The 23658-nt window shown below is 40.9% G+C and carries 27 protein-coding genes and 2 tRNA genes; 18 read left to right on the forward strand and 11 right to left on the reverse strand.

Features of this window, described 5'->3' with window-relative positions; translation table 11 throughout:
- Positions 1-76 precede the first annotated feature (76 nt).
- The 7 genes from BA79_RS14330 (at position 77) to tsaD (ending at position 4154) form a co-directional block, all read left to right on the forward strand.
- A tRNA-Asp gene (locus BA79_RS14330) sits at positions 77-153 on the forward strand.
- A 26-nt stretch (positions 154-179) separates the two neighbouring features.
- Positions 180-255, forward strand: a tRNA-Phe gene (locus BA79_RS14335).
- 287 nt (positions 256-542) lie between these two features.
- The gene (gene thiL / locus BA79_RS14340; protein ID WP_035703481.1) at positions 543-1520 is read left to right on the forward strand and encodes a thiamine-phosphate kinase; all 978 of its coding nucleotides are present in this window, start codon (positions 543-545) and stop codon (positions 1518-1520) included.
- 12 nt (positions 1521-1532) lie between these two features.
- Positions 1533-2009: a tRNA (adenosine(37)-N6)-threonylcarbamoyltransferase complex ATPase subunit type 1 TsaE gene (gene tsaE / locus BA79_RS14345; protein WP_007496038.1), complete on the forward strand. Its 477-nt coding sequence runs from the start codon at positions 1533-1535 to the stop codon at positions 2007-2009.
- Positions 1990-2679: a tRNA (adenosine(37)-N6)-threonylcarbamoyltransferase complex dimerization subunit type 1 TsaB gene (gene tsaB / locus BA79_RS14350; RefSeq protein WP_035703483.1), complete on the forward strand. Its 690-nt coding sequence runs from the start codon at positions 1990-1992 to the stop codon at positions 2677-2679. Before tsaE ends, tsaB begins: the two co-directional genes overlap by 20 nt.
- A 25-nt stretch (positions 2680-2704) precedes the next feature.
- Positions 2705-3133, forward strand: a complete 429-nt coding sequence (gene rimI, locus BA79_RS14355) for a ribosomal protein S18-alanine N-acetyltransferase (RefSeq protein WP_008344382.1) — start codon at positions 2705-2707, stop codon at positions 3131-3133.
- Positions 3126-4154, forward strand: coding sequence for a tRNA (adenosine(37)-N6)-threonylcarbamoyltransferase complex transferase subunit TsaD (gene tsaD / locus BA79_RS14360; RefSeq protein ID WP_017359857.1), 1029 nt, complete (start codon positions 3126-3128; stop codon positions 4152-4154). The genes rimI and tsaD overlap by 8 nt, the downstream gene beginning before the upstream one ends.
- Positions 4155-4627: 473 nt before the next feature.
- Here tsaD and BA79_RS14365 read toward each other — a convergent pair whose 3' ends face one another.
- The gene (locus BA79_RS14365) at positions 4628-6550 is read right to left on the reverse strand and encodes an ABC-F family ATP-binding cassette domain-containing protein (RefSeq protein ID WP_035703485.1); all 1923 of its coding nucleotides are present in this window, start codon (positions 6548-6550) and stop codon (positions 4628-4630) included.
- A gap of 138 nt (positions 6551-6688) precedes the next feature.
- On the opposite strand from BA79_RS14365, the gene moaC reads away from it, so the two are divergent.
- Genes moaC through tatC form a run of 4 tightly spaced genes read left to right on the forward strand, consistent with a single transcriptional unit; the run spans position 6689 to position 8827 of the window.
- Positions 6689-7180 (forward strand): cyclic pyranopterin monophosphate synthase MoaC, encoded by a 492-nt coding sequence (moaC, locus tag BA79_RS14370; RefSeq protein ID WP_008344376.1) that lies wholly within the window; start codon positions 6689-6691, stop codon positions 7178-7180.
- A gap of 15 nt (positions 7181-7195) precedes the next feature.
- Positions 7196-7849: a redox-sensing transcriptional repressor Rex gene (locus BA79_RS14375; RefSeq protein WP_008355687.1), complete on the forward strand. Its 654-nt coding sequence runs from the start codon at positions 7196-7198 to the stop codon at positions 7847-7849.
- 27 nt (positions 7850-7876) lie between these two features.
- Positions 7877-8056 carry a twin-arginine translocase TatA/TatE family subunit gene (locus BA79_RS14380; protein ID WP_008344374.1) on the forward strand — a complete coding sequence of 60 codons (180 nt, stop codon included), beginning with the start codon at positions 7877-7879 and terminating at the stop codon, positions 8054-8056.
- 6 nt (positions 8057-8062) lie between these two features.
- Positions 8063-8827 (forward strand): twin-arginine translocase subunit TatC, encoded by a 765-nt coding sequence (gene tatC, locus BA79_RS14385; RefSeq protein ID WP_096881072.1) that lies wholly within the window; start codon positions 8063-8065, stop codon positions 8825-8827.
- A gap of 39 nt (positions 8828-8866) precedes the next feature.
- Here tatC and BA79_RS14390 read toward each other — a convergent pair whose 3' ends face one another.
- From BA79_RS14390 to BA79_RS14400, 3 genes are read right to left on the reverse strand one after another with little or no spacing between them, the layout of a single operon-like run.
- On the reverse strand, positions 8867-9493 hold the full coding sequence (locus BA79_RS14390) for an NUDIX hydrolase (RefSeq protein ID WP_035703488.1): 627 nt from the start codon (positions 9491-9493) through the stop codon (positions 8867-8869).
- A gap of 57 nt (positions 9494-9550) precedes the next feature.
- A complete protein-coding gene (locus BA79_RS14395; RefSeq protein WP_017366710.1) occupies positions 9551-9745 on the reverse strand; it encodes a YdiK family protein in 195 nt (64 codons plus the stop codon).
- Positions 9742-10476, reverse strand: coding sequence for a CPBP family intramembrane glutamic endopeptidase (locus BA79_RS14400; protein WP_035703490.1), 735 nt, complete (start codon positions 10474-10476; stop codon positions 9742-9744). The genes BA79_RS14395 and BA79_RS14400 overlap by 4 nt, the downstream gene beginning before the upstream one ends.
- Before the next feature lie 229 nt (positions 10477-10705).
- Between BA79_RS14400 and groES the strand changes: the two genes are divergently transcribed.
- From groES to BA79_RS14420, 4 genes are all read left to right on the forward strand, one after another.
- Positions 10706-10990: a co-chaperone GroES gene (gene groES, locus BA79_RS14405; RefSeq protein ID WP_003214120.1), complete on the forward strand. Its 285-nt coding sequence runs from the start codon at positions 10706-10708 to the stop codon at positions 10988-10990.
- Positions 10991-11046: 56 nt separating this feature from the next.
- Positions 11047-12681 (forward strand): chaperonin GroEL, encoded by a 1635-nt coding sequence (gene groL / locus BA79_RS14410; RefSeq protein WP_007496015.1) that lies wholly within the window; start codon positions 11047-11049, stop codon positions 12679-12681.
- A gap of 375 nt (positions 12682-13056) precedes the next feature.
- The gene (locus BA79_RS14415; RefSeq protein WP_035703494.1) at positions 13057-13509 is read left to right on the forward strand and encodes a MarR family winged helix-turn-helix transcriptional regulator; all 453 of its coding nucleotides are present in this window, start codon (positions 13057-13059) and stop codon (positions 13507-13509) included.
- A gap of 21 nt (positions 13510-13530) precedes the next feature.
- Positions 13531-14142 (forward strand): FMN-binding negative transcriptional regulator, encoded by a 612-nt coding sequence (locus tag BA79_RS14420; RefSeq protein ID WP_035703496.1) that lies wholly within the window; start codon positions 13531-13533, stop codon positions 14140-14142.
- 35 nt (positions 14143-14177) lie between these two features.
- On the opposite strand, the gene BA79_RS14425 is transcribed toward BA79_RS14420, so the two are convergent.
- Entirely contained in the window at positions 14178-15056 is an 879-nt protein-coding gene (locus BA79_RS14425) for a D-alanyl-D-alanine carboxypeptidase family protein (RefSeq protein WP_035703499.1), read from the reverse strand.
- A 205-nt stretch (positions 15057-15261) separates the two neighbouring features.
- On the opposite strand from BA79_RS14425, the gene BA79_RS14430 reads away from it, so the two are divergent.
- Entirely contained in the window at positions 15262-15687 is a 426-nt protein-coding gene (locus BA79_RS14430) for a hypothetical protein (RefSeq protein ID WP_019743783.1), read from the forward strand.
- A gap of 45 nt (positions 15688-15732) precedes the next feature.
- Here the strand turns inward: BA79_RS14430 and BA79_RS14435 are convergent, their stop codons facing one another.
- From BA79_RS14435 to BA79_RS14445, 3 genes are all read right to left on the reverse strand, one after another.
- Positions 15733-16083 (reverse strand): DUF4064 domain-containing protein, encoded by a 351-nt coding sequence (locus BA79_RS14435; RefSeq protein ID WP_008344359.1) that lies wholly within the window; start codon positions 16081-16083, stop codon positions 15733-15735.
- Positions 16084-16221: 138 nt separating this feature from the next.
- A complete protein-coding gene (locus tag BA79_RS14440) occupies positions 16222-16689 on the reverse strand; it encodes a hypothetical protein (protein ID WP_035703502.1) in 468 nt (155 codons plus the stop codon).
- Positions 16690-17010: 321 nt separating this feature from the next.
- The gene (locus BA79_RS14445; RefSeq protein ID WP_035703504.1) at positions 17011-17685 is read right to left on the reverse strand and encodes a hypothetical protein; all 675 of its coding nucleotides are present in this window, start codon (positions 17683-17685) and stop codon (positions 17011-17013) included.
- 209 nt (positions 17686-17894) lie between these two features.
- Here BA79_RS14445 and BA79_RS14450 point away from each other — a divergent pair, with 209 nt between their 5' ends.
- Positions 17895-18263 (forward strand): RlpA-like double-psi beta-barrel domain-containing protein, encoded by a 369-nt coding sequence (locus BA79_RS14450; protein ID WP_008344356.1) that lies wholly within the window; start codon positions 17895-17897, stop codon positions 18261-18263.
- Between the two features lie 73 nt (positions 18264-18336).
- Positions 18337-19386, forward strand: a complete 1050-nt coding sequence (locus BA79_RS14455) for a hypothetical protein (RefSeq protein WP_035703506.1) — start codon at positions 18337-18339, stop codon at positions 19384-19386.
- A gap of 214 nt (positions 19387-19600) precedes the next feature.
- Here BA79_RS14455 and BA79_RS14460 read toward each other — a convergent pair whose 3' ends face one another.
- From BA79_RS14460 to gabP, 3 genes are all read right to left on the reverse strand, one after another.
- Positions 19601-19975 (reverse strand): carboxymuconolactone decarboxylase family protein, encoded by a 375-nt coding sequence (locus BA79_RS14460; RefSeq protein ID WP_007496965.1) that lies wholly within the window; start codon positions 19973-19975, stop codon positions 19601-19603.
- Positions 19976-20243: 268 nt separating this feature from the next.
- Complete coding sequence (locus BA79_RS14465) at positions 20244-21773, reverse strand: multicopper oxidase family protein (RefSeq protein ID WP_035703508.1); 1530 nt, start codon at positions 21771-21773, stop codon at positions 20244-20246.
- A 97-nt stretch (positions 21774-21870) separates the two neighbouring features.
- Positions 21871-23259 carry a GABA permease gene (gabP, locus tag BA79_RS14470; protein ID WP_017359846.1) on the reverse strand — a complete coding sequence of 463 codons (1389 nt, stop codon included), beginning with the start codon at positions 23257-23259 and terminating at the stop codon, positions 21871-21873.
- Between the last annotated feature and the right edge of the window lie 399 nt (positions 23260-23658).

A 23658-nucleotide genomic window follows, 5' to 3' on the forward strand; every position in this document is an offset into this window, starting at 1 on the left:
CAGGTTCAAATCCTGCCCCCGCAACCAAATTATTTTACCTATTAAGTAGCGAGTGCTCATTGAGTACAGCCAAAATGGTCCGGTAGTTCAGTTGGTTAGAATGCCTGCCTGTCACGCAGGAGGTCGCGGGTTCGAGTCCCGTCCGGACCGCCATTTATACATATTCATCTTTTGATGATGGCTCGGTAGCTCAGTTGGTAGAGCAACGGACTGAAAATCCGTGTGTCGGCGGTTCGATTCCGTCCCGAGCCACCACTATTTGCCGGTGTATGACTTGTAAACGAAAACGTATAGTTTCGTTTTTTTTTATGTCTTTTTCTTTCAATAAGTATCCTAGATGCAATGAAACTCCTTGTGTTTGGCTACACTAAATGTGATAAGAAAAGATCATGACTTCAATAAACAACGCCTGGTTTTTTTATACCAGGCTTTCTTTATATCGTTTTTAGTTGGAACCGAGGCTCATATTCGCTACACTAATACTAACTGTGTCTGACATCATGTTTGCTCAATCAGTTGATTGTATGAAGGGGCTGTCTTTTATGGATGAATTTGATCTTATTCGCCGAATTACACCAAAAGAAACGCATCAGCGTTCTTTGGTCATGGGCATCGGTGATGATGCTAGTGTTTATCAACCTCATTCACATTGTGAAGAGGTCGTTTGTGTTGATACAATGGTAGAGCATGTCCATTTTCGATTTGATTTTTCCACACCCTTTGAGGTTGGATTTAAAGCGCTGGCAGTGAATATCAGTGATATTGCAGCCATGGGAGGAACCCCTAAGTATTATCTTGTATCAATTGCGATCCCGCCTCATGGGGATGAAGCAATTGTTGCAGCTTTTTACGAGGGAATGAAAGCATTGGCTGACAGATATCATATGGATTTAATCGGTGGAGATACAGTAGCCACCCGCAGTGACTTTGTCATCACAGTAACGGTCATTGGTGAGATTCCAAAGGGAACAGCCTGTTACCGTCATAGTGCTCAGACAGGAGACGTTGTCTTTGTCACAGGTGAACTAGGTTCATCAGCTGCTGGGCTATCCCTTTTAATGAATGAAGTAAATGCTGCACATTCGATTGACACTGCTTTTTTTCTAGAGCGACACAAAATGCCGCAGCCGCATATTGCTGCTGGCCTTATTTGTTCAAGCTTCCCCCGGGTGACCTTGAATGATGTAAGTGACGGATTAGCGAGTGAGTTAAACGAAATAGCGGAAGCGAGTCGTGTGACGATTGAAATTGAAGCTGATCAGCTCCCAAAACATCCACATCTACCGTTGTTACATAAAGAATGGCTTGAATGGGTCTTGTTCGGTGGAGAGGATTTTGTCTTAACTGGTACGATCCCTGAAACGGATTGGAAGCGATTTGAGACGCAATGTAAAAAAGAACACATTCAGGTCACGCGTATTGGACAAGTCAAAGATGATCGAGCGTCCAGCGTTATTTTAAAAGACCATGATCAACAAACAATTTTAATGAAAAAAGGATATAATCATTTTAAGAAATGAGGTGACTCCACCATGAAGTTAACGTGGACAACAAAAGGTGCGGATGAGACGAAACGAATTGCTGCTGCCTTGGCTACACTTGTGATGCCCGGCGATGTCTTAACATTAGAAGGAGACTTAGGCGCAGGTAAAACGACTTTTTCAAAAGGTTTTGCAGAAGGCTTAGGTATTACCCGTATCGTCAACAGCCCTACTTTTACAATTATTAAAGAATATACGGATGGCAGACTGCCACTTTATCATATGGATGTGTATCGTATGGAAGATGCGGAAGAAGATATTGGACTGGGCGAATATTTTGAGGGGGAAGGTGTGTGTTTGGTTGAATGGGCGCATCTCATTGAACCTCAATTGCCTTCATCGTATTTAAAAATTGAAATGCTGAGAACAGAACGTGAAGAAGAACGTCATCTTACGTTTTATGCAAAAGGGGAGCGCTATGAGGCCCTTTGTAAGGAGATGAAAGACATTGACCATACTGGCAATTGATACGTCAAACCATACACTCGGAATAGCTCTTGTCCGTGATGACACTGTGGTTGGGGAAAGTATTACGTACTTAAAGAAGAATCATTCAGTCCGTGCAATGCCGACAGTTGAAGCACTGATGAAAGAATGCGGCGTAGCACCGAACGAATTAAGCAAAATTGTTGTAGCCAAAGGACCCGGTTCTTACACTGGCGTTAGAATCGGTGTGACCATTGCAAAAACACTTGCTTGGACGCTGTCTATTCCGATAGCTGCTGTTTCAAGTTTAGAAACGCTGGCGGCAAATGCTCGATATTTTAATGGAATGATTTCTCCTATATTTGATGCAAGAAGAGGACAAGTTTATACAGGGTTATATACATTTGAAGGTGGAAAGATAAAAGAAGTGAAACCTGATCAAAATATCCTGCTCACTGATTGGCTTCAAGAGCTGAAAAAGGAAGGGAACCCTGTTTTATTTCTTGGACATGATGTGCATCTTCATCAAGAGAATATACTCTCCATACTTGGAGAAACCGCCGTTTTAGCAGACGAGGCATTTCACAACCCAAGACCTTCAGTGCTCGCATTTTTGGGGGCAGACCGCCCTGCTGAAGATGTCCATCAGCTTGTTCCTAATTATATTCGTTTGGCAGAAGCGGAAGTGAAATGGCTTGAAGGACAAAAATAATCTCAACACAGTAGAGATGCGAAGAATGACAGTAGAGGACATCCCAGAGGTATATACGATTGAAGTGCATTCGTTTACAGCGCCTTGGAAAAAAGAGTCGTTTGTCTATGAAATTCTCCATAACCAATACAGCCATTATTTCCTCATTGAAGAAGATGGTCAGCCTGTTGGGTATTGCGGCGTTTGGATTGTCATGGATGATGCACAAATTACGAATATTGCGATTCTCCCTGAGCACCGGGGAAAAGGATACGGGGAAGCGCTGCTTCGATATGTCATGGAATTTTGCAAAGAAAAAAAGACAGATCATCTTTCACTAGAAGTGCGGGTATCAAATACGCCAGCACAATCCCTTTATGAAAAGCTCGGGTTTAAACCAGCTTCTATTCGAAAGAATTATTATACGGATAACGGGGAAGATGCATTAGTCATGTGGGTGAAGATAAATGAGTGAAAAAAAAGATCGATTCATATTAGGTATAGAAACAAGCTGTGACGAAACAGCTGCGTCCATTGTGAAAAATGGGAAAGAGATCGTAGCGAATGTTGTCGCCTCACAAATAGAAAGCCATAAACGATTTGGCGGCGTGGTACCAGAAATCGCTTCAAGGCATCATGTGGAACAAATGACGATCGTATTAGAAGAAGTCATGACGCAGGCCAATATGACCTTTCAGGATTTAGATGCCATTGCTGTGACAGAAGGACCGGGCTTAGTTGGTGCACTTTTGATAGGTGTTAATGCAGCCAAAGCATTGAGTTTTGCACATCAAATTCCGCTTGTTGGTGTTCATCATATTGCTGGACACATTTATGCGAACCAGCTCGTTGGTGAACTGGTGTTTCCTTGTTTAGCTCTAGTCGTCTCTGGTGGGCATACTGAGCTTGTTTTGATGAAAGAGCATGGGTCTTTTGAGGTTATTGGTGAAACGTTGGATGATGCGGCTGGAGAAGCGTATGACAAAGTAGCTCGGACAATGGGTCTGCCATATCCAGGGGGACCTCACATTGATCGATTGGCACATGAAGGGGAGCCAACGATTAAGCTTCCTCGTGCATGGCTTGAAGAAGGATCCTATCATTTTAGTTTCAGCGGTTTAAAATCAGCGGTCATCAACACATTACACAATGCGTCTCAAAAGGGCGAAACCATTGCGCCTGAGGATTTGGCTGCAAGTTTCCAAGAAAGCGTGATTGAGGTGCTAGTCGGAAAGACATTAAAAGCGGCTGAAGCGTATGGTGTGAAACAAGTCGTTCTAGCTGGCGGGGTTGCTGCCAATAAAGGTCTTAGAGAAGCCCTTACTTCAGCATTTGCGAAGCTACCTGAAGTGAATGTCATGATTCCGCCATTGTCTCTTTGTACAGACAATGCAGCCATGATTGCTGCTGCGGGAACCATTGCATTTGAAAAGGGAATAAGAGGCGACATGGCAATGAACGGTCAACCTGGACTGCCGCTTGTTTCCTATGAATAAGAACTTCTGTGGATATACAGGGGTTTCAGCGTGTAGACAAACCCTCACATTCGGTGTCAGTCCTGCGTGCTGGTGCTCACGAATATCAAATTCGCTCCGCGCCAGTACTCGTCCTTCCTAGACTTCAAAGGTTTTCTATCACGCTGAGCTGAAAAGAAGACAAAGGGCTAAAATAAAGTTCATTTTATCCCTTTGTCAACAATTTGGAACTCCTGTGGATACACAGGAGTTTTTTCTATTGAAATGAAAGCGATTTATTCACATGTAAACGTTATATATCCACAATTGTTAGAAAATTCGTTTTAAAATGAAGAGAATGTGTATAAATGTGATCTTTTATGTGGATATGTGATTAAAATACTGTGGATAAAGTGGATAACTTCAAAATATTTAAGAATAATCAAGATGTTATTGTGGGTATCATTGTGGATAAAGATTCTCACCTTAAAAAAGAGCACCCGTTAGGGCACTCTTTATGCATCTGATAGATCTTCCCATTCCGCAAAAAGTGATTCCATCTCTTGATTGAGCGCATCATTTTCTGTTTGAATGGCTTGTACCTTCTCGTGATCTTGGAAAATAGCAGGATCACATAGAAGCTCTTCGTTTTCACCGAGCTTGTCTTCGATGACAGCGATACGCTCTTCAATTTCTTCAATTCGGCGCTGCTTTTGTCTTTCTTTCTTTTTGAGTTCTTTCTCTTCTGCATAGGAAAGTTTTGCTGTTTCTAATGGTTTTTCTGCTTGTTTTTTATGCGTCTCCTGAGTTTGGAGTGCTTCAAGCTCTAATTGTTCGTTTTTCTTTTCAAGATAGTAGTCGTAGTCACCGAGGTATTCTTTTGTTTCATCTGGCGAAAGCTCAAGTACTTTTGTTGCCAAGCGATTGATAAAGTAACGGTCATGTGAAACAAACAAGATGGTGCCTGGATAATCTATTAGTGCATTCTCTAATATTTCCTTACTGTCCAAATCAAGATGGTTCGTCGGCTCATCGAGAATGAGGAAATTGGCTTTTTGGAGCATCAGCTTTGCCAGTGCAAGTCGTGCTTTTTCTCCACCACTTAAAGCATGTACAGGCTTTAAGACGTCATCACCTGAAAAAAGGAAGTTTCCTAAACAAGTCCGAATGTCTTTTTCAGTCATATGGGGATAATCATCCCAAAGTTCATTTAACACTTTCTTGGAGGATGTCAGCTTGGCTTGTTCCTGATCATAGTAGCCAATCGTCACATGAGAACCAAAGCTGATATCGCCTTTTACTGGTTTTAACGTATCCGTTAAGGTTTTTAAAAGAGTTGATTTCCCGATACCGTTAGGACCGATGAGTGCCACGCTATCCTCCCGTTTAATATGAAAAGAGAGGGAGGAGAGGAGCGGCGTTTTTTCATCGTAACTAATATCGAGATCATGCACCTTCAGCACGTCATTTCCGCTTTGCCTCATAATATCGAAATGGAAGTTTGCGGATTTTTCATCTCCTAACGGCTTATCTAAACGATCCATCCGTTCCAGCTGTTTCCGCCTGCTTTGAGCACGCTTTGTGGTGGAGGCTCTTGCTAAGTTCCGATCCACGAAATCTTGAAGCTTCGAAATTTCTTCTTGCTGTTTTTCATACAGCTTCATATCACGCTCTAGCTGCTCAGCTTTTTGATCAAGATACTTACTATAGTTCCCAGCGAACTTTTTCATCGCTGTTCTTGACACTTCATATACATGGTTCACGACTTTGTCTAAGAAGTATCGGTCATGGGAAACGATGAGAATGGCTCCTGTATAATTTTGCAAATACTGCTCAAGCCATGATAAGGTATCAATATCTAGATGGTTGGTTGGCTCATCCAAAATCAAGAGTTCTGGTTTCATCAATAATAGCTTTCCAAGCGCTAGACGAGTTTTCTGACCGCCGCTTAAGGATTGGACGGTTGTATGATCTTCAAAATGACTAAAGCCGAGTCCGTGTAAAATGGAGCGGACATCTGCTTCATATTGGTAGCCGCCTTGATCTTTAAATGCTTGCTGCAGTCTGTCATAGGTTTTCATTAGAGAATCTAATTCTGTTCCTGTGGAAGAAGCCATTTTCTCTTCTATGGTTCTCATCTCTTGTTCCATTTCTTTTAAATGATCGAAAACGGATAGTAGTTCGTCTTTTAGCGTACGTGTAGACGTCACATCTGTATGCTGTGCTAGATATCCAATGGATAGGTCTTTCGGTTTGATGATCTCACCTTGTTCGTAAGACATTTGACCGGCAATGATTTTTAAAAGCGTGGATTTTCCTGCACCGTTACGACCGACAATGGCAATACGATCCCTCGCTTTGACTTCCAATTTTATATTCGTTAAAACGGTATCAGCGCCAAACGATTTGGACAGCTGATTCACTTGTAGAATCATCATGTAACTTCACCTCTGCTATAATATGTTAAGTGTAGCTTATCAGCAGTAAACCGGCAAATCTTACATACGGCTGCCATGGTCAAATGAAAGACAGATAGGAAAAAATAGTGTATGATTTGAGTGAGGGAGCGTTGAAAGATGAGTCAATTTAGCCACTTTAACGAACAAGGAAGAGCAAAGATGGTCGACATTAGTGACAAATCGTCTACAGTGAGAACTGCCGTTGCTGTTTCAAGCGTTCGTATGATAAAAGATGTATTTCATCAAATACAAAAGCATGGTATTGGAAAAGGGGATGTACTATCTGTCGCACAGGTAGCTGGCATCATGGCAGCAAAGCAAACATCTACTATCATTCCAATGTGCCATCCGCTTGCATTAAAAGGTGTCGATATCTCCTTTGATTGGGAGGAAGACGGAAATGCGTACATTCTGAACATACAAGTACAAGTGAAAACAAAAGGAAGTACGGGTGTGGAGATGGAAGCGCTCACTTCTGCCTCAGTATGTGCACTGACCGTTTATGACATGTGCAAAGCAATAGACAAAGGGATGATCATCGGCCCGACCTATCTAGTAGAAAAAACAGGCGGGAAAAACGGTGATTTTCACAGAGCATCTGATATTTAAGTTGGAGGATCTTATATGAATATAGACCAGTCAAAAATTCCACAAGCGACAGCCAAACGTTTGCCGCTTTACTACCGTTTTTTAAAAAATCTGCATGCATCAGGAAAACAAAGGGTGTCATCGGCAGAGCTTAGTGATGCAGTCAAAGTGGATTCTGCCACCATTCGCCGAGATTTTTCTTACTTTGGTGCACTTGGGAAGAAAGGGTATGGCTATAATGTCGATTACCTCTTGACCTTCTTTAGAAAGACCCTTGACCAAGATGAAATGACGAATGTCATGCTCATCGGTGTCGGGAATTTAGGGACTGCTTTTTTACACTATAATTTCATTAAAAATAATAATACAAAAATTTCAATGGCTTTTGACGTCAATGAGAGTAAAATAGGAAGTGAGATAGGCGGCGTGCCTGTCTATGATTTGGATAAGCTTGAAGAGCATGTGCAAGAGGTAGGAGATATTCCTGTTGCGATTTTGACAGTGCCTGCCGTAGCAGCTCAATCCATTACAGATCGTTTGATTGCCCTTGGCATCAAAGGAATCCTTAACTTTACGCCGGCTCGATTGAATGTGCCGGAACACATTCGAATTCATCATATAGATTTGGCGGTTGAACTTCAGTCTCTTGTGTATTTCTTAAAGCATTACTCTGTTACACAGGAGGATTGACGAAAAGGGGTAAAGGGGGTGGAGCAAATGGGTCCGATCGGTCCTGGAAGTTTGGTTCTGATTGCGGTTGTTGCGCTCATTATTTTTGGGCCGAAAAAGCTTCCTGAATTAGGAAGAGCAGCAGGAGATACATTACGTGAATTTAAAAATGCCACAAAAGGTTTAGCTGATGATCAGGAAGAAAAAAAGAAAAAAGAAGATCAGTAGAATAGGATGAGCTTCATGAATGTCAAAGATATGCCGCTTATGGAGCATATTGTGGAACTGCGAAAACGTTTAGTGATCATTGCGATGTTTTTTGTCACCTTTATGGTGGCAGGTTTTTTTCTCGCTAAGCCGGTCATTGTGTATTTACAAAATACCGATGAAGCGGCCACACTGACATTGAACGCATTTAAGCTCACAGATCCACTGTACGTGTTTATGCAGTTCGCTTTTGTCATTGCTCTTGTTTTGACGTGTCCCGTGATCTTATATCAGCTCTGGGCGTTTGTGAGTCCTGGCTTATATGAAAAAGAAAGAAAGGTGACACTTGCTTATATTCCAATTGCACTGCTTTTATTTTTGAGCGGTGTGGCTTTCTCTTATTTTATTTTGTTTCCATTTGTCGTCGATTTTATGATACGGATGTCAAATGATTTACATGTGGAGCAAGTGATCGGGATTCATGAGTATTTTACATTTCTGATGCAGTTAACACTTCCATTTGGCTTTTTGTTTCAGATGCCTGTCGTGTTGATGTTTCTCACTAGACTGGGTATCATTACACCGATGTTTTTATCAAAAATACGGAAGTATGCCTATTTTGTCCTCCTTGTCATTGCCGCACTGATTACACCGCCAGAGCTCGTTTCTCACCTCATGGTTACCTTGCCAATGCTCGTTTTGTATGAAGTGAGTATTGTCATTTCAAGAGTGACCTATCGCAAAATGCAGCAAACAGAGACAGAGGAGAAAGAAAATGATGTTGTCTCATAAAAAAGCATCGTGATCCTAATAGGGGTCACGATGCTTTTTCTATTGTGAAAGAAATTGATTGATTGCTTGAAAGAGATGCTCATAATAGGCAGGTTCATGCGGGACAAAATCATGTACATGGACCTCTCTCTTTTCCTCACGTCGCTTGCCGTCTGCATCCACTTCAAAGCCCTCGATATTCATTTTTTCGCATTCTCTATTTAAAAGCTGCTGTGCATCCATCAGCCTTGCTCTATAAAGTCCAGCAACTTCTTCTTTCTGTAGATGGACATCCATGTGCTCTTTTTGATCCATATAAAGATACACATGGCAAAACTCACGATCGGTAAACGAAGGCAGATGGATTTCATCTTTAATGACACCAGCAAAGGTAAGGTTCTCAAACGAGATGGAGAGACCAAGCTCTTCTTCGACTTCTCTGATGCCATCAGAAGGCTGTTCATCTGCGAGAAGGTGGCCTGCTGCTGTGATATCAAATAGAGAAGGGAAATCCTTTTTGGAGGAACTCCTCAGCTGAAAATAGAGAAACACTGTGTCATCTTCCTTTTTTAAAAGCCAGAAATGAAAGGTTTCATGCCAAAGGCCCTCAGCATGGATATCAGATCGAGCGGCTGTACCAATCGTTTCATGCTGATTGTTCATGATGTTCAGTTTTTCGTGTTCCATGAAAACATGACCTCCATAAAAAAACCATTTTCCAAACGGCGGAAAATGGTTTTTTGTTTATTTTTGCTGCTGTTTTTTCATTTTGACAGAAAAAGCAAACATTTTTAACGCGATATTAATATTATAGGCCGCAAACACCATCAGCAAAATGCTGTAAAATGACCACATGTCACCTGGATTTTGAATGGCCATATAGGTGAACGCCACACCTACGGCAAAATAAATAATGCCCCATACGACAGGGTTTCTCATGAGAAAAAGCCTCCAATAATCATTTGCATTGTTTGAGATTGTTCTTCAATCATTTTTCTTACTGGCTCAATCTGCACAAGAATGACGAGCGAGTTCATCAGCATGTGTGCGCCGATTGGCACAATGATTCGTTTTGTTTTCGCATATAAAAAGGCAAAGGTAAAGCCCATTGCGGTATAGAGCAAGATATGTGGGAAATCATTGTGTACAGCAGCAAAAACCACTGAACTGACAAGTGCGCCAATGAAAAAATTCGTTTTTTCATAAACCACACCAAAAATGATTTTTCGGAAAATGATTTCTTCTAATATCGGTCCAATCAGAGCGATGACGATGACAAGCCATGGAACTGCATCCATAATGGCTAAAATGTTTTGAGTATTTTCGGATTCTCGGCTAATGCCAAATGCATATTGTTCAATCGCCCCCGCAATGGATTGTGCAAAGAGGGAAAGAAAGAAACCGCCAATGATCCAAGCGATTGCCGCGCCGACTGATGCCGGTGCTTCATTTCGGAGTGAAGCTTTTGGTACAGTCCGAAGGATGAGCAGAATAATGATTAGTCCAATACAGAAGCTGATGATTGTCCAGGTTCCTGACAATTTGGAGAGCTCTGCTTGTGTCATCGGTGTCTGAATGTAACCTAACCACTTCATGATGAACACATACGGAAACGCAGAAAATTGCACCAATATATACGTTAAGATGATGTACCAATATTGTTTTTTCAAGTAACGAAAACCCCTTTACTAAAAGAACTAGATTTATTGTAACACAAGTCTTCTTTTTCGTTGAAAAGGAAAGAATCGGTGATAAAAAAAGATCATGAAAGCGTAAAAAATTTTAAAGGTTTTTACTTGAAATTACAGAAGACATTCTTTATTATAATAAATGTGTTAGCACTCGTTGATGATGAGTGCTAAAAAAGACTACATATAAAAATTGAGGAGGTTGTTTCTTATGTTAAAGCCATTAGGCGATCGCGTAATCATTGAACTCGTTGAATCTGAGGAAAAAACCGCTAGCGGTATTGTCTTACCGGATTCTGCAAAAGAAAAACCGCAAGAAGGTAAAATTGTTGCAGCAGGTTCAGGTCGTGTACTTGAAAGTGGTGAGCGCGTTGCGTTAGAAGTAAACACAGGCGACCGCATTATCTTCTCAAAATATGCAGGCACTGAAGTGAAATATGAAGGAAAAGAATATTTAATCCTTCGTGAAAGCGACATTTTAGCTGTTATTGGTTAATCACATAAACAAAGATTGAGATATATTTCTAAAAAGACTGAGGAGGTTTCGTTATTATGGCAAAAGATATTAAGTTCAGTGAAGAAGCACGTCGTGCGATGTTACGTGGTGTAGATGCACTTGCAGATGCTGTAAAAGTAACTTTAGGACCTAAAGGACGTAACGTGGTTCTTGAGAAAAAATTCGGTTCTCCACTTATCACAAATGATGGTGTAACGATTGCAAAAGAAATCGAATTAGAAGATGCATTTGAAAACATGGGTGCAAAACTTGTGGCAGAAGTTGCAAGCAAAACAAACGATGTAGCTGGTGACGGTACTACTACTGCAACGGTTCTAGCTCAAGCGATGATCCGTGAAGGTCTTAAAAACGTAACAGCTGGTGCAAACCCTGTTGGCGTGCGTAAAGGGATCGAAGAAGCAGTGAAAGTAGCACTTGAAGGCTTGCATGAGATTTCTAAACCAATCGAAGGTAAAGAATCAATTGCTCAAGTTGCGTCTATTTCTGCAGCAGATGAAGAAGTCGGCAGCCTCATTGCGGAAGCGATGGAGCGTGTAGGAAACGACGGCGTAATCACAATTGAAGAATCTAAAGGTTTCACAACTGAGCTTGAAGTGGTTGAAGGAATGCAGTTTGACCGTGGATACGCTTCACCATACATGGTAACTGATTCTGATAAGATGGAAGCGGTTCTTGAAAATCCTTACATCTTAATCACTGATAAAAAGATCACAAACATTCAAGAAATCCTTCCTGTACTTGAGCAAGTCGTACAACAAGGAAAACCATTATTGATCATTGCTGAAGATGTAGAAGGCGAAGCACTTGCAACACTTGTTGTGAACAAACTTCGTGGAACATTCAACGCAGTGGCAGTAAAAGCACCTGGATTCGGTGATCGTCGTAAAGCAATGCTTGAAGACATCTCTGTTCTAACTGGCGGAGAACTCATCACTGAAGACCTAGGACTTGACCTGAAATCAACTGAAATTGGTCAGCTTGGCCGTGCGTCTAAAGTGGTTGTTACAAAAGAAAACACAACCATCGTAGAAGGCTCAGGAGATTCTGCTCAAATCGCAGCACGTGTGAACCAAATCCGTGCGCAAGTAGAAGAAACCACTTCTGAATTCGATAAAGAAAAATTACAAGAACGTCTTGCAAAACTAGCTGGCGGCGTTGCTGTCATCAAAGTTGGTGCTGCAACTGAAACAGAACTAAAAGAACGTAAACTACGCATCGAGGATGCACTGAACTCAACTCGTGCAGCAGTTGAAGAAGGTATCGTATCCGGTGGTGGTACAGCACTTGTGAATGTATACAACAAAGTCGCTTCCATCGAAGCTGATGGTGACGTTCAAACAGGTGTCAACATCGTTCTACGTTCTCTTGAAGAGCCAATTCGTCAAATCGCTCACAACGCAGGTCTTGAAGGATCAGTCATCGTTGAGCGCTTGAAAAACGAAGAAATTGGCGTAGGCTTCAACGCAGCAACAAACGAATGGGTAAACATGATCGAAAAAGGAATCGTTGACCCAACAAAAGTCACTCGCTCTGCACTTCAAAACGCAGCTTCTGTAGCAGCTATGCTTCTTACAACTGAAGCAGTCGTAGCTGACAAACCAGAAGAAGGCGGCTCAGGCGGCGGAATGCCGGATATGGGCGGAATGGGTGGCATGGGTGGAATGATGTAACACCCCTCGAAAACCCCTTGAAATATAGGGGTTTTTGTTTTGTCTATTTTTTGGTTAAGAGCGTTAAATGAATTGAAACTTTCACCGCTTTACATCCGTTAACTAAAGAGACAGTGATTTTTTTGGTTTTATCTAACATAAAGAGATGAGATGATTTTAAAAGAAAAGCGGTGATCATATGGGCTTTACGACTTGGGTGGCGATTATTGTTGCACTGGCTGTCGTGTTTGGATTGTTTGGATCGAAGAGGCGTGATAAATAAGAGGTTGAACCCACTTCCAGAGAGGAAGTGGGCTTTTTATTGCATATACAATATTCATGAGCTATACTAATTTTTAAAATTTATGTAAATACAATAAAAAAGAGGCGTGATAAATGAAAGAAATTTTGCGGGAGATTGGCGTGATTGCTCGGGCGCTTGATTCAATTAGTAATATTGAATTTAAAGAGTATGATTTAACGAAGGGGCAGTATTTGTATCTTGTGCGTATTTGTGAGGAGCCTGGCATCATTCAGGAGAAACTAGCGGAGATGATCAAGGTAGATCGAACAACGGCTGCCCGGGCTATTCAAAAATTAGAGCTGCATGGTTTTATTCAGAAGAAAGATGACTCAGTGAATAAAAAAATCAAGAAGCTGTTTCCAACTGAGAAAGGGAAAGTCGTCTATCCAATGATCAAACGAGAACATGATCATTCAAATCGGGTAGCGCTGGATGGATTTTCTGAAGAGGAAGCGGAACAGATTTATGAGTATCTTCTAAGGGTGCGAAAGAATATCGAAAAAGATTGGGAAGATGTGAAAAAAGGCAAAAAGAGAAGCTACTAATTAAATAAGGGGGAAGGGAACATGCATGTACCATCATTTTTTCAAGTGAAAGATATGGAGAAAATCAAATCATTTATTCAATCTCATTCATTTGCTACAGTTGTGACGACAACGAATGAAAAGCCCATTGCGACACATATTCCAGTGAGTTTTCATCAAATTGGCGATTCGTATGTGATCTCAGGGCATATGGCGATTGGAAATCCTCAGTGGAAAACGTTTGAAGAGAACGAGAAGGTGCTCGTCATTTTTCAAGGGCCGCATGCCTACATATCCTCTTCATGGTATGAGAAAGAAGCCGTACCGACGTGGAATTATCAAGCTGTACATGTATATGGAAAGGCTGCACTGCTCGAAAAATCAGAACTGGTCAAGGAATTAACAGCGATGCTGGAGACATATGAAAGTCATAGAGATCAGCCAGTGTTATGGGATACGTTGTCTGAGGAAATGCTAGAGAAACAAATGAAAGGGATTGTGGGCTTCAAAATCATCATTGATGAAGTTCAAGCTGCTTTTAAGTTAAGTCAAAATCGCCATGAAAGAGATTATGCTCGCATTATTGAACAGCTGGAAGCAGAGGGTGAAGTGGAAATGGCGGCTGCGATGAAAAAGAGAGAAGAGAATATATGAAAAAAGCACTCTGAAGAAAAAGAGTGCTTTTGTTGTTATCCTTTTATGTTTAAATATTCTTCAAGGGTTTTACCGCTCTTATTTACTTTTTTCGCATTGGTTGATCCGAGGTATCTGAGGTGCCATGGTTCATATTGATAGCCTGTCACTTTTTCTTTACCTTTCGGATAACGGATGATAAAACCAAATTCATGGGCATGTTTGGCCAGCCATTTCGCTTCTTTTGTATTGGCAAAAGAATCTTCAGCCCAATGTTTTGAATTGGCACCGCCGATATCAAAAGCAAGGCCGGTTTGATGTTCGGAATAGCCTGGTCTTGCGCTAAATCGATCTGCTTGTTTTTTGCCATGAGAGGCGACGTAATTGTTGTACAAGACACGCTGACGGTCGTATGAACGGAAGGTGCTAAAAGCGGTGAGTCGGATGTTTGCTTTTTTTGCTTTCGCGATCATAGCGTTTACTGCTTTTCTCGCTTGTTTGTTTTCTCCGGGATTGTATGAAGATGGGAGTCTATGTTTCTTATTCACAACCAATATCCCTTTTACATACGTACCTGGCGTTTTAGTGGAAGGAGCAGCATATGAAGCTGGTGAGCTTTTGCCTGCTTTTTTGATATATTGAGAGCTGACGTAACCCGTCTTTCCTTTATACTTTGTTTGAATCCATGAACCATTCTTTTTAAGATAAGGAATCCTTTTCCCTTTTGGAATGGTCAATATCACTGAATATGTTGTTCCAGGTCCCTTGCGAAGATGAACATTCGCTGTTGTCACGTATTTCGGTGCGGCTGCTTTTGCGACTGGTGTCGCATGAGTCATGTGTAAAAAGGGCAGCTGGACAGGAAAGATTCCAAGCCCAAGTACGAGAACCACACTGACAATAATTCCTTTGATCCACGGGTGCTTCATCTTCATTTCTCTCATCCCTTTCAATCTACTAACATACATATATTGAGATAGATTGAAATAAAGTGCAATGGTTTTTTTATGTCAATTGAGCTTGAATCATATCATTTGGTTCTTTTTTTGTTTAAAATTACATAAAAAAATCCACTATTTCCATAAAAAATCAGATGAATTCCTTATAATAAAAGTATCTGAGAACGGGGAGTGAGTCGAGATGGACCAAAACGTGCTGCAAATGGATCAAGACAGATCAGAGAATGAATTCGCGGTTCTTAATATATCTTCTAAAGAGATTGGTGCTCTATCAAAGGGAGTAGCGGAGCAGATTTTACAAACGGGAGATACGGACCGTATTCATCAGCTGATGTACGTTCCGATTGAAAAGAAAGAAGATTTGAATTGGCTGATCCAATGTGTTGGGGAGGCGCTAAAGAATGAAGTTGGTGATGACGTTGCACTAGAAGTAGCTGATTTGCTCTATTTCTTTGTCATTCCGTATTATGGGAAGTATATGTTGAAAGATCGTCATTTGTATGAGTATATCGATCATTTGCTGGTACGATTAGCATCTAGAACTCACTCGGATATTGACACACTGATTGATATCATAAGAGAAGATTTAAACGAAAATATACAATAAAAGAAGCTTGTAGAGCGACCCTCTACAAGCTTTTATATATCCACGTTATTCAGCAGGAACTGTTTTGACAGGCTCTTTTCTAAACACACCCATGCATCCTGCGATGAGGATTAATACAGCTGGAAGGATAAAGAACATAGAAATAGAAATAATACCACCAACAGCAGATACTAATAATAAAATCCCGCCAAGCTTTGCTTTTTTCTTCACGATAACAGATGCCACAATCGCAAGAATAGAGAAAAGCATCGCTGCCCAGCCTAATCCTGTGATTTGACTCGTACCTGATTCACTAAATGCGGCATCGAGTCCTCCAAAGGCAATGGCAAACATTGCACCGAAAAATCCAAAAATTCCTCCAATTAAGCCTAAAACAAATTCCGTTGTTCTTTTCATGATACTTTCCTCCGATATGTAAATAAGAATTATTGGTACTTAAGAACCAACACAATCTTACTCATCGGCATTCTTTTCACAATGTTAATAGTTTTGTTAAAAAAAACAAGAAAATCCATAAAGAATTTTCTTGTCCAATTACTGGGTTCTCTCCCAGGTAATCTTTGTTTCATTTGTTGTTTTCTTTCCTTTTGCCAGTACTTTTCCGTTTTCCTGTTTCACGGTAATGTTTAGGTCATAAAAGGAGTAGAGGGCGCCGAGGCTGTCATTTTCCGGTTTATGCAGGTTGTTTTCCTTTTCAGTGGATGCACCAATAGCTAGTGTTTTGGCAAAGTTCAAACCAATGACTTCAGCGTAATCACTATTGGTCTCAGATGAAGCTGTCACGTTTAAGGAAATGACTTTTTTCTTTTGATCAACGGTGATTGTTGTGTCTTTTACGAGCTTAGACTGCTCCATGACCTCTTTCGTTTCATTTTGAATGCGTTGATTAATCGTTGGAAGTGCCGTAGATTCTGTTTTTTCTTCTTTTGCCGTATTTGAGCAAGCTGCTAGGATAGAGAAGGTTGCAACAAGACTCATGAAAACAAGTAGACTTTTTCTCACGTTCTTTCTCCTTTGTTCTTCAAAGTATGTATGCTTATGTTACCACGAATCGATGTTTTGATTAAAAGAGAAGTGTTGATAAGCTGTGAACAATCAAAAGCACCCAAAGTTGGGTGCTCCAGCGTGTAGACAAACCCTCGCATTCGGTGTCAGGCCTGCGCGCCGGTGCTCACGAATGTCAAATTCGCTCCGCGCCGGTGCTCGCCCTTCCTAGACTGCAAAGGTTTTCTTGCACGCTGAAAAGAAGACAAAGAGCTAAAATAAAATCATTTTAGCTCTTTGTCAGCAATGTTGAAGCACCCAAAGGTGGGTGCTCATGTTTTATTGTGCTGAAAGGGTTGTACTAAGTGGGATAGACGAAATGACCGTGAATTTTGGAGTCGGAGCACCTGATTCTAGATTTTTGCGTAAAAGGGATGATTTGATGGTGCTGTCCCATTTTTTATAGACACTTCCAGATGTATTTGCACGAAGCTGTACATTAGAGAAACTTGCTTGCGAGTAGCTGTTTGTTCCATTATCTTGTACGCCATGTACCATTTTGACGACATCGAGGTCTTTCAGACGACTAGGATTGAAAACAGGCTGTTTATAACGCAGTTTTCCGTTGACGTATAGTGACACTGTGCCATCACCGTTGTTGATGAGCTTTAAGTTGACACGTGCACCATCTTTAATACTTGAATCGTATTCGCTGTTCCAATATTGACTGCCGCCTTGGGAGCCGCTGCCTAAAAAGACCTTATAGCCAGAAGATGTTTTTGAAATTCCGCTCTCAACAACGGCAGAACCGAGACCAAGATACCAGTCAGCATAACCATTTTTAATGGTGGCTGTTTTTGGCAGCACAATATCAGCCGAGATACCTGACCATTTGGCTTCATCCGTTTGTGTCACGATGGCGCCGTGACGAGGACCAGCCGCAGAGGCGGGAATACTTGAAAGCATCAAAACGAAGGTCAAACTTACACTCAAAACGATGAACCACTTTTTCATGAAAATTCCTCCTTATCTTTGATTCATTTCTATTATATAAAACGAAAGGGGAGGTCTACTTACGATGTTCTGGCTGTTTTTGGTGAAATTTATGAACAAAATCGGTCATTAAGTGGTCAACTTGTATTCGAATTGTAATGTGACTGTAAAATAACTGGGTGCATCTTCATGTATAATAGGGTCAGAAACCAAATACGGAGGATTTTTTAATGAATAAAAAGCTTATCGCGACAATCGTAACAGTAGCTAGTTTATTTTTAGCGTTTAGTTTCTCACATGGAGCAAGTGCAAAAAAAGTAAGCGGCAATATTACTTGGTATAATGGTGTCGGTAAAAAAGGCGCAGATGGAAAAAAACTCGGTCATTGGGATGCAGCAACAAAAATGGGATTTGACGTACCGAAAAAAGGTACAAAACTAAGAGTGACAACAAAAGCGAAACCACATAAAGTGATTACAGTATATAAATATGATGTAGGTAGAATGCCAAACGCAGTATTAGACGTAAGTCCGAAAGCATTCAAAGCACTTGGATATTCAACAAGTAAAGGTGTCGTCAAAGGGCATTACACTTATTAATACATAGGCATGCAAAGAAGCGGGAAAAGTTCATTTTCTGGCTTCTTTTCTTGTGGAGAGGGTCTGAAAGTCAATGAAAAAATCAACATGGTGGATCATCACAGTGATTGGAGTCGCAGTGATTGCGGCCGTCATCTTCTTCATGATGAAGCCGGGGCAAGAGGCAAAACAGGCAGGAAAAGTGAAAACAAATCAAGATGCAAAAGACGAATTGCTTGTTTCATTTACGGATCAAAAGTTAAACAATACTTATTACTTGCATGACAAGGCGCTTCATACAGAGAAACTGACAGCATATCCTTCAATTGCTTATGATCAGGCGAAACAGCTTTTATACTACACGTATACAGATGAAGACACACAAAAAGTAAGTATACGGGAATTGAATGTGAAAACGGATAAAGAAAAAACGCTCTTTACAAGTGACGATTCAATCGACAGTATGAGACTTTCTGGTGACGGAAAACAGTTATATTTAAGGTATAACAAGGATTCAGGTGAGCAATTTTATGTAGCGTCTTTTGATTTGAAAACACAGAAAGTGAAAGTGTTATATCCAGAAAAAAGTGATGATGATACGGTGAGTTCTTTTGCTTATGATCCAGCATCAAATCTGTTGGCCATTCAGCATTATTCGTTAAAAGAGGATTATAAAAAGACGGATGAGGCAAATGAAAAAGGAATGGATCCTGAACCAACGACCATGAAGATTACCCTACAAACAGGTGAGAAGGGAAAGCGAATTGCACGTATTTCTCAAACCATCAATGATATTTCTTTTTCACCAGATCATAAAAAACTCATTTATACAGAAGTGAAGGTTCGAAATGAAAAAGAAGTATCATCTATTAAGGTGATGGATGTAGATACAGGAAAAACGAAGACACTTGTTAAAAACAGTCAGGATGTACGTATTTTAAGTGCTGCCCAGCCGCAATTTTCTGCGGATGGTACATCTGTTTATTTCTTAGGTGTTGCAAAGAACGCAAAGGAATTAAAGGATGACACAGGACGAAAGGCGAAGGTCAGAACCATTTTTGAATATGATATTAAGAAGAAAACAGTAGAAACCGCTTGGGAGAAAGCAGGCGGGATTGTTAACAATTTCACTGTCAATCGGTAAAAGGTGCGCGTTCAGTTATTTCATATAACTGGACGTTTTTTTATTTTGTCATGGGATGTGTTGGTGAAAAATGCGGATTTGTGAAATCAACATCACTTTTTAAGCAAGGAAATGAGTGGTATTTTGATATTTTGCTACTGTGACAGAATCAGCGTAAGAGAGTAAAGTAAGTGGAAATAAAAAAACGAGAGGACAGAAGACTTCTCGTTTTCTCTTATTTATTGTTTTCATCTAGTAAGTTTTGAAAAATAAACAAGGCATTAATGGAATGAGGGAATCCCGCAACCTTTGTACAGTGCTTAATGATCTCCATAATCTCTATAACAGAGAGCCCGATATGTAATGCTTGTACAAAATGAGCTTTTAACTCTTCATCACAATCACCTTTTGCAATGAGAGCCGATAATGTGCTGATGGCCTTCTGTTTTTCATCTAATATGAAGTGATTGAATTCTTTTTGTTCACCGAGTTCAATTGTTAGTTGTTCAATGTTTGATCGAATGCTCTCGTTTTCATGAATTGAAAGCTTCTCCCTGTTACCTGCCACTGTTTCTTGCTTGACCTGGCAAGTCTCTTTTTCTTCATTCAAATTGAACTCCTCCGTTTTTTATGACGATTTTCTATTTGTTTGTGCATGGTTTCTTAAGTGCCTTTTGATAGAGGTAATGGGTATATAGTAGTATTATCGGTTTACTTCGTCAACTTTTTAAGTGTGGAATGTTCAAATAAATGCCATTCATGTGATACATTGTTCGTTTTTTCTCATGGAGATTGAAAAGAAAATAGAGGGCTAATAAATAAAAGCTGTTAGCCCTTTTTCATATTACGCAATTAACAGAGAGGAGGTTTCATATTTACTAAATGATATCCATCGGCCGCATCATGTCATAATCCTCGTGTTCTAAAATGTGACAATGCCACACATATCGTCCGCTATATGGGACAAACCGAGCGATGATGCGAATGACTTCACCGGCATGCGCCTGAATTGTATCCTTGTAGCCTTGTTCATGCAAAGGAGGCGCTTCATTTGGTCCCGTGTACACGATTTCACCTGTCGATTGATAGATGTCTGTATCGAATGGTCTTCTATCAATCACTCGAAATTGAACAAGATGTAAATGAATAGGGTGTGTACCTCTTGTTGGATTGACGATGTTCCACACCTCTACACTGCCAAGTCGAGGATTTTCTGTGACAGGATCATTCCAAAACTGGTTATCTAGTAATAAAATCGGGCGCCCATATTTATCTTGTGTGCCAGTAAGGGTCAGCGTTCGCTCGTTATCAGCTCGGCTCGGCCGGAGCGGTGGCAGTGGTTTGAAGATCGGACGTAATGTTTTAGCTGCTCTTCCTTTGAGCGGACGAGTGACTTTAAATTGCATAATGTTCGCATCTGTTTCTGGATTGACTTCCTGACCGCAGCCTGCCGTATTTTTTAAAACAATCGTTTTGTTTTCGTAAGCTGAGAAGTCGATGATGACATCAAAACGTTCAGCAGGTGCAATGCTAAAAGATTGGTGATGAACAGGTCTTGGCAAAAAGCCGCCATCAGATCCAATTTGTAAGATTGTGGCGTCGTTATCTAGATGAAGCTCGTAAGTTCTTGTATTGGACGCGTTTAAGATACGAAAACGATATTTTCGCGGCTCTACTTCTAAATATGGCCATACTTTTCCATTGACTAAAATCGTTTCCCCGCAAAAAAATGGCACGATGGAGGGATCTGGAAGGTCACTATCTTCTGGTGTGTTATTTGGTCTACTTGGGTAAAACAGTGCGCCATCCTCCTGAAACGTCCGGTCCATGATCATTAAAGGGATATCATATTCATCTTTTGGTAATTCGAGCGATTTTTCAAATGCATCTGAGATCAAATAAAAGCCAGCTAATCCGGCGTATACATTTAATCGTGTCAATGCCATGGCATGATCGTGATACCACAATGTGCATGCTTGCTGGTGATTAGGGTATTCGTAAACCTCTCGTTCAAAGAAGGGGCCGGTCGCTTCAAAGTCTCGCGAAAACCAAGCCTCTGGATAACCATCGCTGCTTGCAGGTGTCACGCCCCCATGCAAGTGAACGACTGTTTTGACTTCGGGTTCATCATGGTGTCCAGCGTGAATGGTATGATCGACAGGCAGGAAGTGTTTCAGCGGCAATTTGTTCATCCATTTCACTTTGACCTTTTCATTTCGATTCGCTTTAATGGTTGGACCAGGCAAACTGCCATTATAGGTCCATAGCTTGGTTGGGGGCAGATCTCTATGAACTTTTAGGAACACCTCCTCCATAGCGATTTCATAATACGTTTGTTTTGGGTTTTTTTTGACGGGCTCTGCGACTTCTGGAATTGGCAGCTCGTCAACAAACTTTTCTAGGTTCATGTTGACTAATCCTCACTTAAAATCAATTTGATACATTATAAGTGCGGACATCCAAATAGGTGAATAAAATAAAAAAACCCGCTTTTCAGCGGGAGAATTAAGGGTGTTTATTTTCAAGCGCTGCACTTGCAGGCACTTTTTTGTTCGGTTTAAAGATGAAGTAGGCGGCTAGTACACTGATGGTAATGATGCTTGTCAGTATGAGCTGAGGTCTCATTGATTCGATAAACAGCATAGAGGCCAAGATGGCGCAGATGACCAAAATGGTAAAGTACGTAAGGTATGGGAACAGCCACATTTTGATTTTGAGTTGTTCTGGATTTTCTTTTTCAATTTTACGACGCATTCTTAATTGTGAAACGGCAATGACCAAGTAGACAAGAAGTGCAATGGCACCAGAGGCATTGACTAGAAATAGAAAGATGGTTTCAGGGTAAAAGTAGTTCATCATGACGGCAATATAGGAAAAGAAGGTACCTGCGACTGTCGCTGCTACAGGGACACCGCGTTTGCTGATTTTCATAAAACGTTTTGGTGCTTCGCCTCTTTCAGCTAATGAATAAAGCATTCTGGACGTTGTGTATAGGCCGGAGTTTAAACAAGAAAGAACGGCTGTTAAAACAATGACGTTCATGACTTGAGCGGCTGATGGGACACCGATGTATTCTAATACTGCTACGAACGGGCTTGTTAAAATATTCGCTGAATTCCATGGGAGTAACGTGACAACGACGGCGATCGACCCGACGTAGAACACAATAATACGCCATACAACTGAACGGGTAGCTGTTGTCACAGATTTGACAGGGTCTGCTGATTCACCTGCGGCAATTGCCACAATCTCGGTTCCCATGAATGAAAAGATGACAACGACAATCCCGAGGAGCACAGAGCCGAACCCGTTTGGAAGGAAACCGCCATTCCCCGTTAAATTGGCAAGACCTGCAGTATGATGACCGCCAAAACCAAAGATAAATGCAAAACCAATGAGTAGGAATAGAATAATGCTGACGACTTTAATCAATGAAAACCAATATTCAAATTCGCCAAAAGATTTAACAGAAAAGATATTTGTCAAAGTTAAGAGGATTGTGAGGATAAGACTTGTGAGCCAAACAGGTGCATCTCCATACCAATATTGAATAATGGCAGCACCGGCAATGGCTTCAATGGCGATGACGATGACCCAGAAGAACCAGTAAAGCCAGCCGATTGTAAAGCCAGCCCACGGGCCGATGGCGTCGCTCGCATATTGTGAGAAAGAGCCGCTTGTCGGATAGGCACATGCCATTTCTCCAAGCATTCTCATAATAAAGATGACCAGAAGTCCGGCAAATGAATAGGAAAGAATCGATCCAGGCCCTGCCGAATGAATGACGGCACCACTACCAACAAATAGCCCTGCCCCAATGACCCCGGCAATGGAGATCATTGAAATATGTCTTGTCTTAAGGTTTTTTTGAAGACCGTTTGTCATGTTGGACATTTCTTTACCTCCAAACATTTCTCTTTTATTCGAGAGTTTGTTTTTAGAATATTTTAAATTTTATCATACTGAATTGTCATTCAGCATTGGACAGGTTATCAAACTGACATTTCAAACCTCTTAACATGATGTTAAAAAGTATAAAGGATTTGAGAGATTATGTTCCCTCATTTTCCTCTGCCCATTCTTAAAAATAGCATAAGAAGGAAGAAAGAAAAGTTGTGTTTTAAAATAAAACTATTCTGACAATTGTATGGTAGAGTGATTTTGTTCTTTTTCATTTTTCGGGGTGGTTTTGAAAAACGTTGATGGGAGTAGGTCTTGAGGTCAATTGACCTTATAAAAATAAGTTTGCTTAGGTCAACACATTTCTATGTATCCTATTTTGCTGATTCAAGC

It is taken from the genome of Bacillus altitudinis 41KF2b (assembly GCF_000691145.1).
GTDB classification, from domain to species: Bacteria; Bacillota; Bacilli; order Bacillales; family Bacillaceae; genus Bacillus; species Bacillus altitudinis.

Coding starts and splice junctions, on each gene's coding strand:
- thiL (WP_035703481.1), top strand. CDS start 543: ATGGATGAATTTGATCTTATTCGCCGAATTACACCAAAAGAAACGCAT.
- tsaE (WP_007496038.1), top strand. CDS start 1,533: ATGAAGTTAACGTGGACAACAAAAGGTGCGGATGAGACGAAACGAATT.
- rimI (WP_008344382.1), top strand. CDS start 2,705: ATGACAGTAGAGGACATCCCAGAGGTATATACGATTGAAGTGCATTCG.
- tsaD (WP_017359857.1), top strand. CDS start 3,126: ATGAGTGAAAAAAAAGATCGATTCATATTAGGTATAGAAACAAGCTGT.
- BA79_RS14365 (WP_035703485.1), bottom strand. CDS start 6,550: ATGATGATTCTACAAGTGAATCAGCTGTCCAAATCGTTTGGCGCTGAT.
- moaC (WP_008344376.1), top strand. CDS start 6,689: ATGAGTCAATTTAGCCACTTTAACGAACAAGGAAGAGCAAAGATGGTC.
- BA79_RS14375 (WP_008355687.1), top strand. CDS start 7,196: ATGAATATAGACCAGTCAAAAATTCCACAAGCGACAGCCAAACGTTTG.
- BA79_RS14380 (WP_008344374.1), top strand. CDS start 7,877: ATGGGTCCGATCGGTCCTGGAAGTTTGGTTCTGATTGCGGTTGTTGCG.
- tatC (WP_096881072.1), top strand. CDS start 8,063: ATGAGCTTCATGAATGTCAAAGATATGCCGCTTATGGAGCATATTGTG.
- BA79_RS14390 (WP_035703488.1), bottom strand. CDS start 9,493: ATGGAACACGAAAAACTGAACATCATGAACAATCAGCATGAAACGATT.
- BA79_RS14395 (WP_017366710.1), bottom strand. CDS start 9,745: ATGAGAAACCCTGTCGTATGGGGCATTATTTATTTTGCCGTAGGTGTG.
- groES (WP_003214120.1), top strand. CDS start 10,706: ATGTTAAAGCCATTAGGCGATCGCGTAATCATTGAACTCGTTGAATCT.
- groL (WP_007496015.1), top strand. CDS start 11,047: ATGGCAAAAGATATTAAGTTCAGTGAAGAAGCACGTCGTGCGATGTTA.
- BA79_RS14415 (WP_035703494.1), top strand. CDS start 13,057: ATGAAAGAAATTTTGCGGGAGATTGGCGTGATTGCTCGGGCGCTTGAT.
- BA79_RS14420 (WP_035703496.1), top strand. CDS start 13,531: ATGCATGTACCATCATTTTTTCAAGTGAAAGATATGGAGAAAATCAAA.
- BA79_RS14425 (WP_035703499.1), bottom strand. CDS start 15,056: ATGAAGATGAAGCACCCGTGGATCAAAGGAATTATTGTCAGTGTGGTT.
- BA79_RS14430 (WP_019743783.1), top strand. CDS start 15,262: ATGGACCAAAACGTGCTGCAAATGGATCAAGACAGATCAGAGAATGAA.
- BA79_RS14435 (WP_008344359.1), bottom strand. CDS start 16,083: ATGAAAAGAACAACGGAATTTGTTTTAGGCTTAATTGGAGGAATTTTT.
- BA79_RS14445 (WP_035703504.1), bottom strand. CDS start 17,685: ATGAAAAAGTGGTTCATCGTTTTGAGTGTAAGTTTGACCTTCGTTTTG.
- BA79_RS14450 (WP_008344356.1), top strand. CDS start 17,895: ATGAATAAAAAGCTTATCGCGACAATCGTAACAGTAGCTAGTTTATTT.
- BA79_RS14455 (WP_035703506.1), top strand. CDS start 18,337: ATGAAAAAATCAACATGGTGGATCATCACAGTGATTGGAGTCGCAGTG.
- BA79_RS14465 (WP_035703508.1), bottom strand. CDS start 21,773: ATGAACCTAGAAAAGTTTGTTGACGAGCTGCCAATTCCAGAAGTCGCA.
- gabP (WP_017359846.1), bottom strand. CDS start 23,259: ATGTCCAACATGACAAACGGTCTTCAAAAAAACCTTAAGACAAGACAT.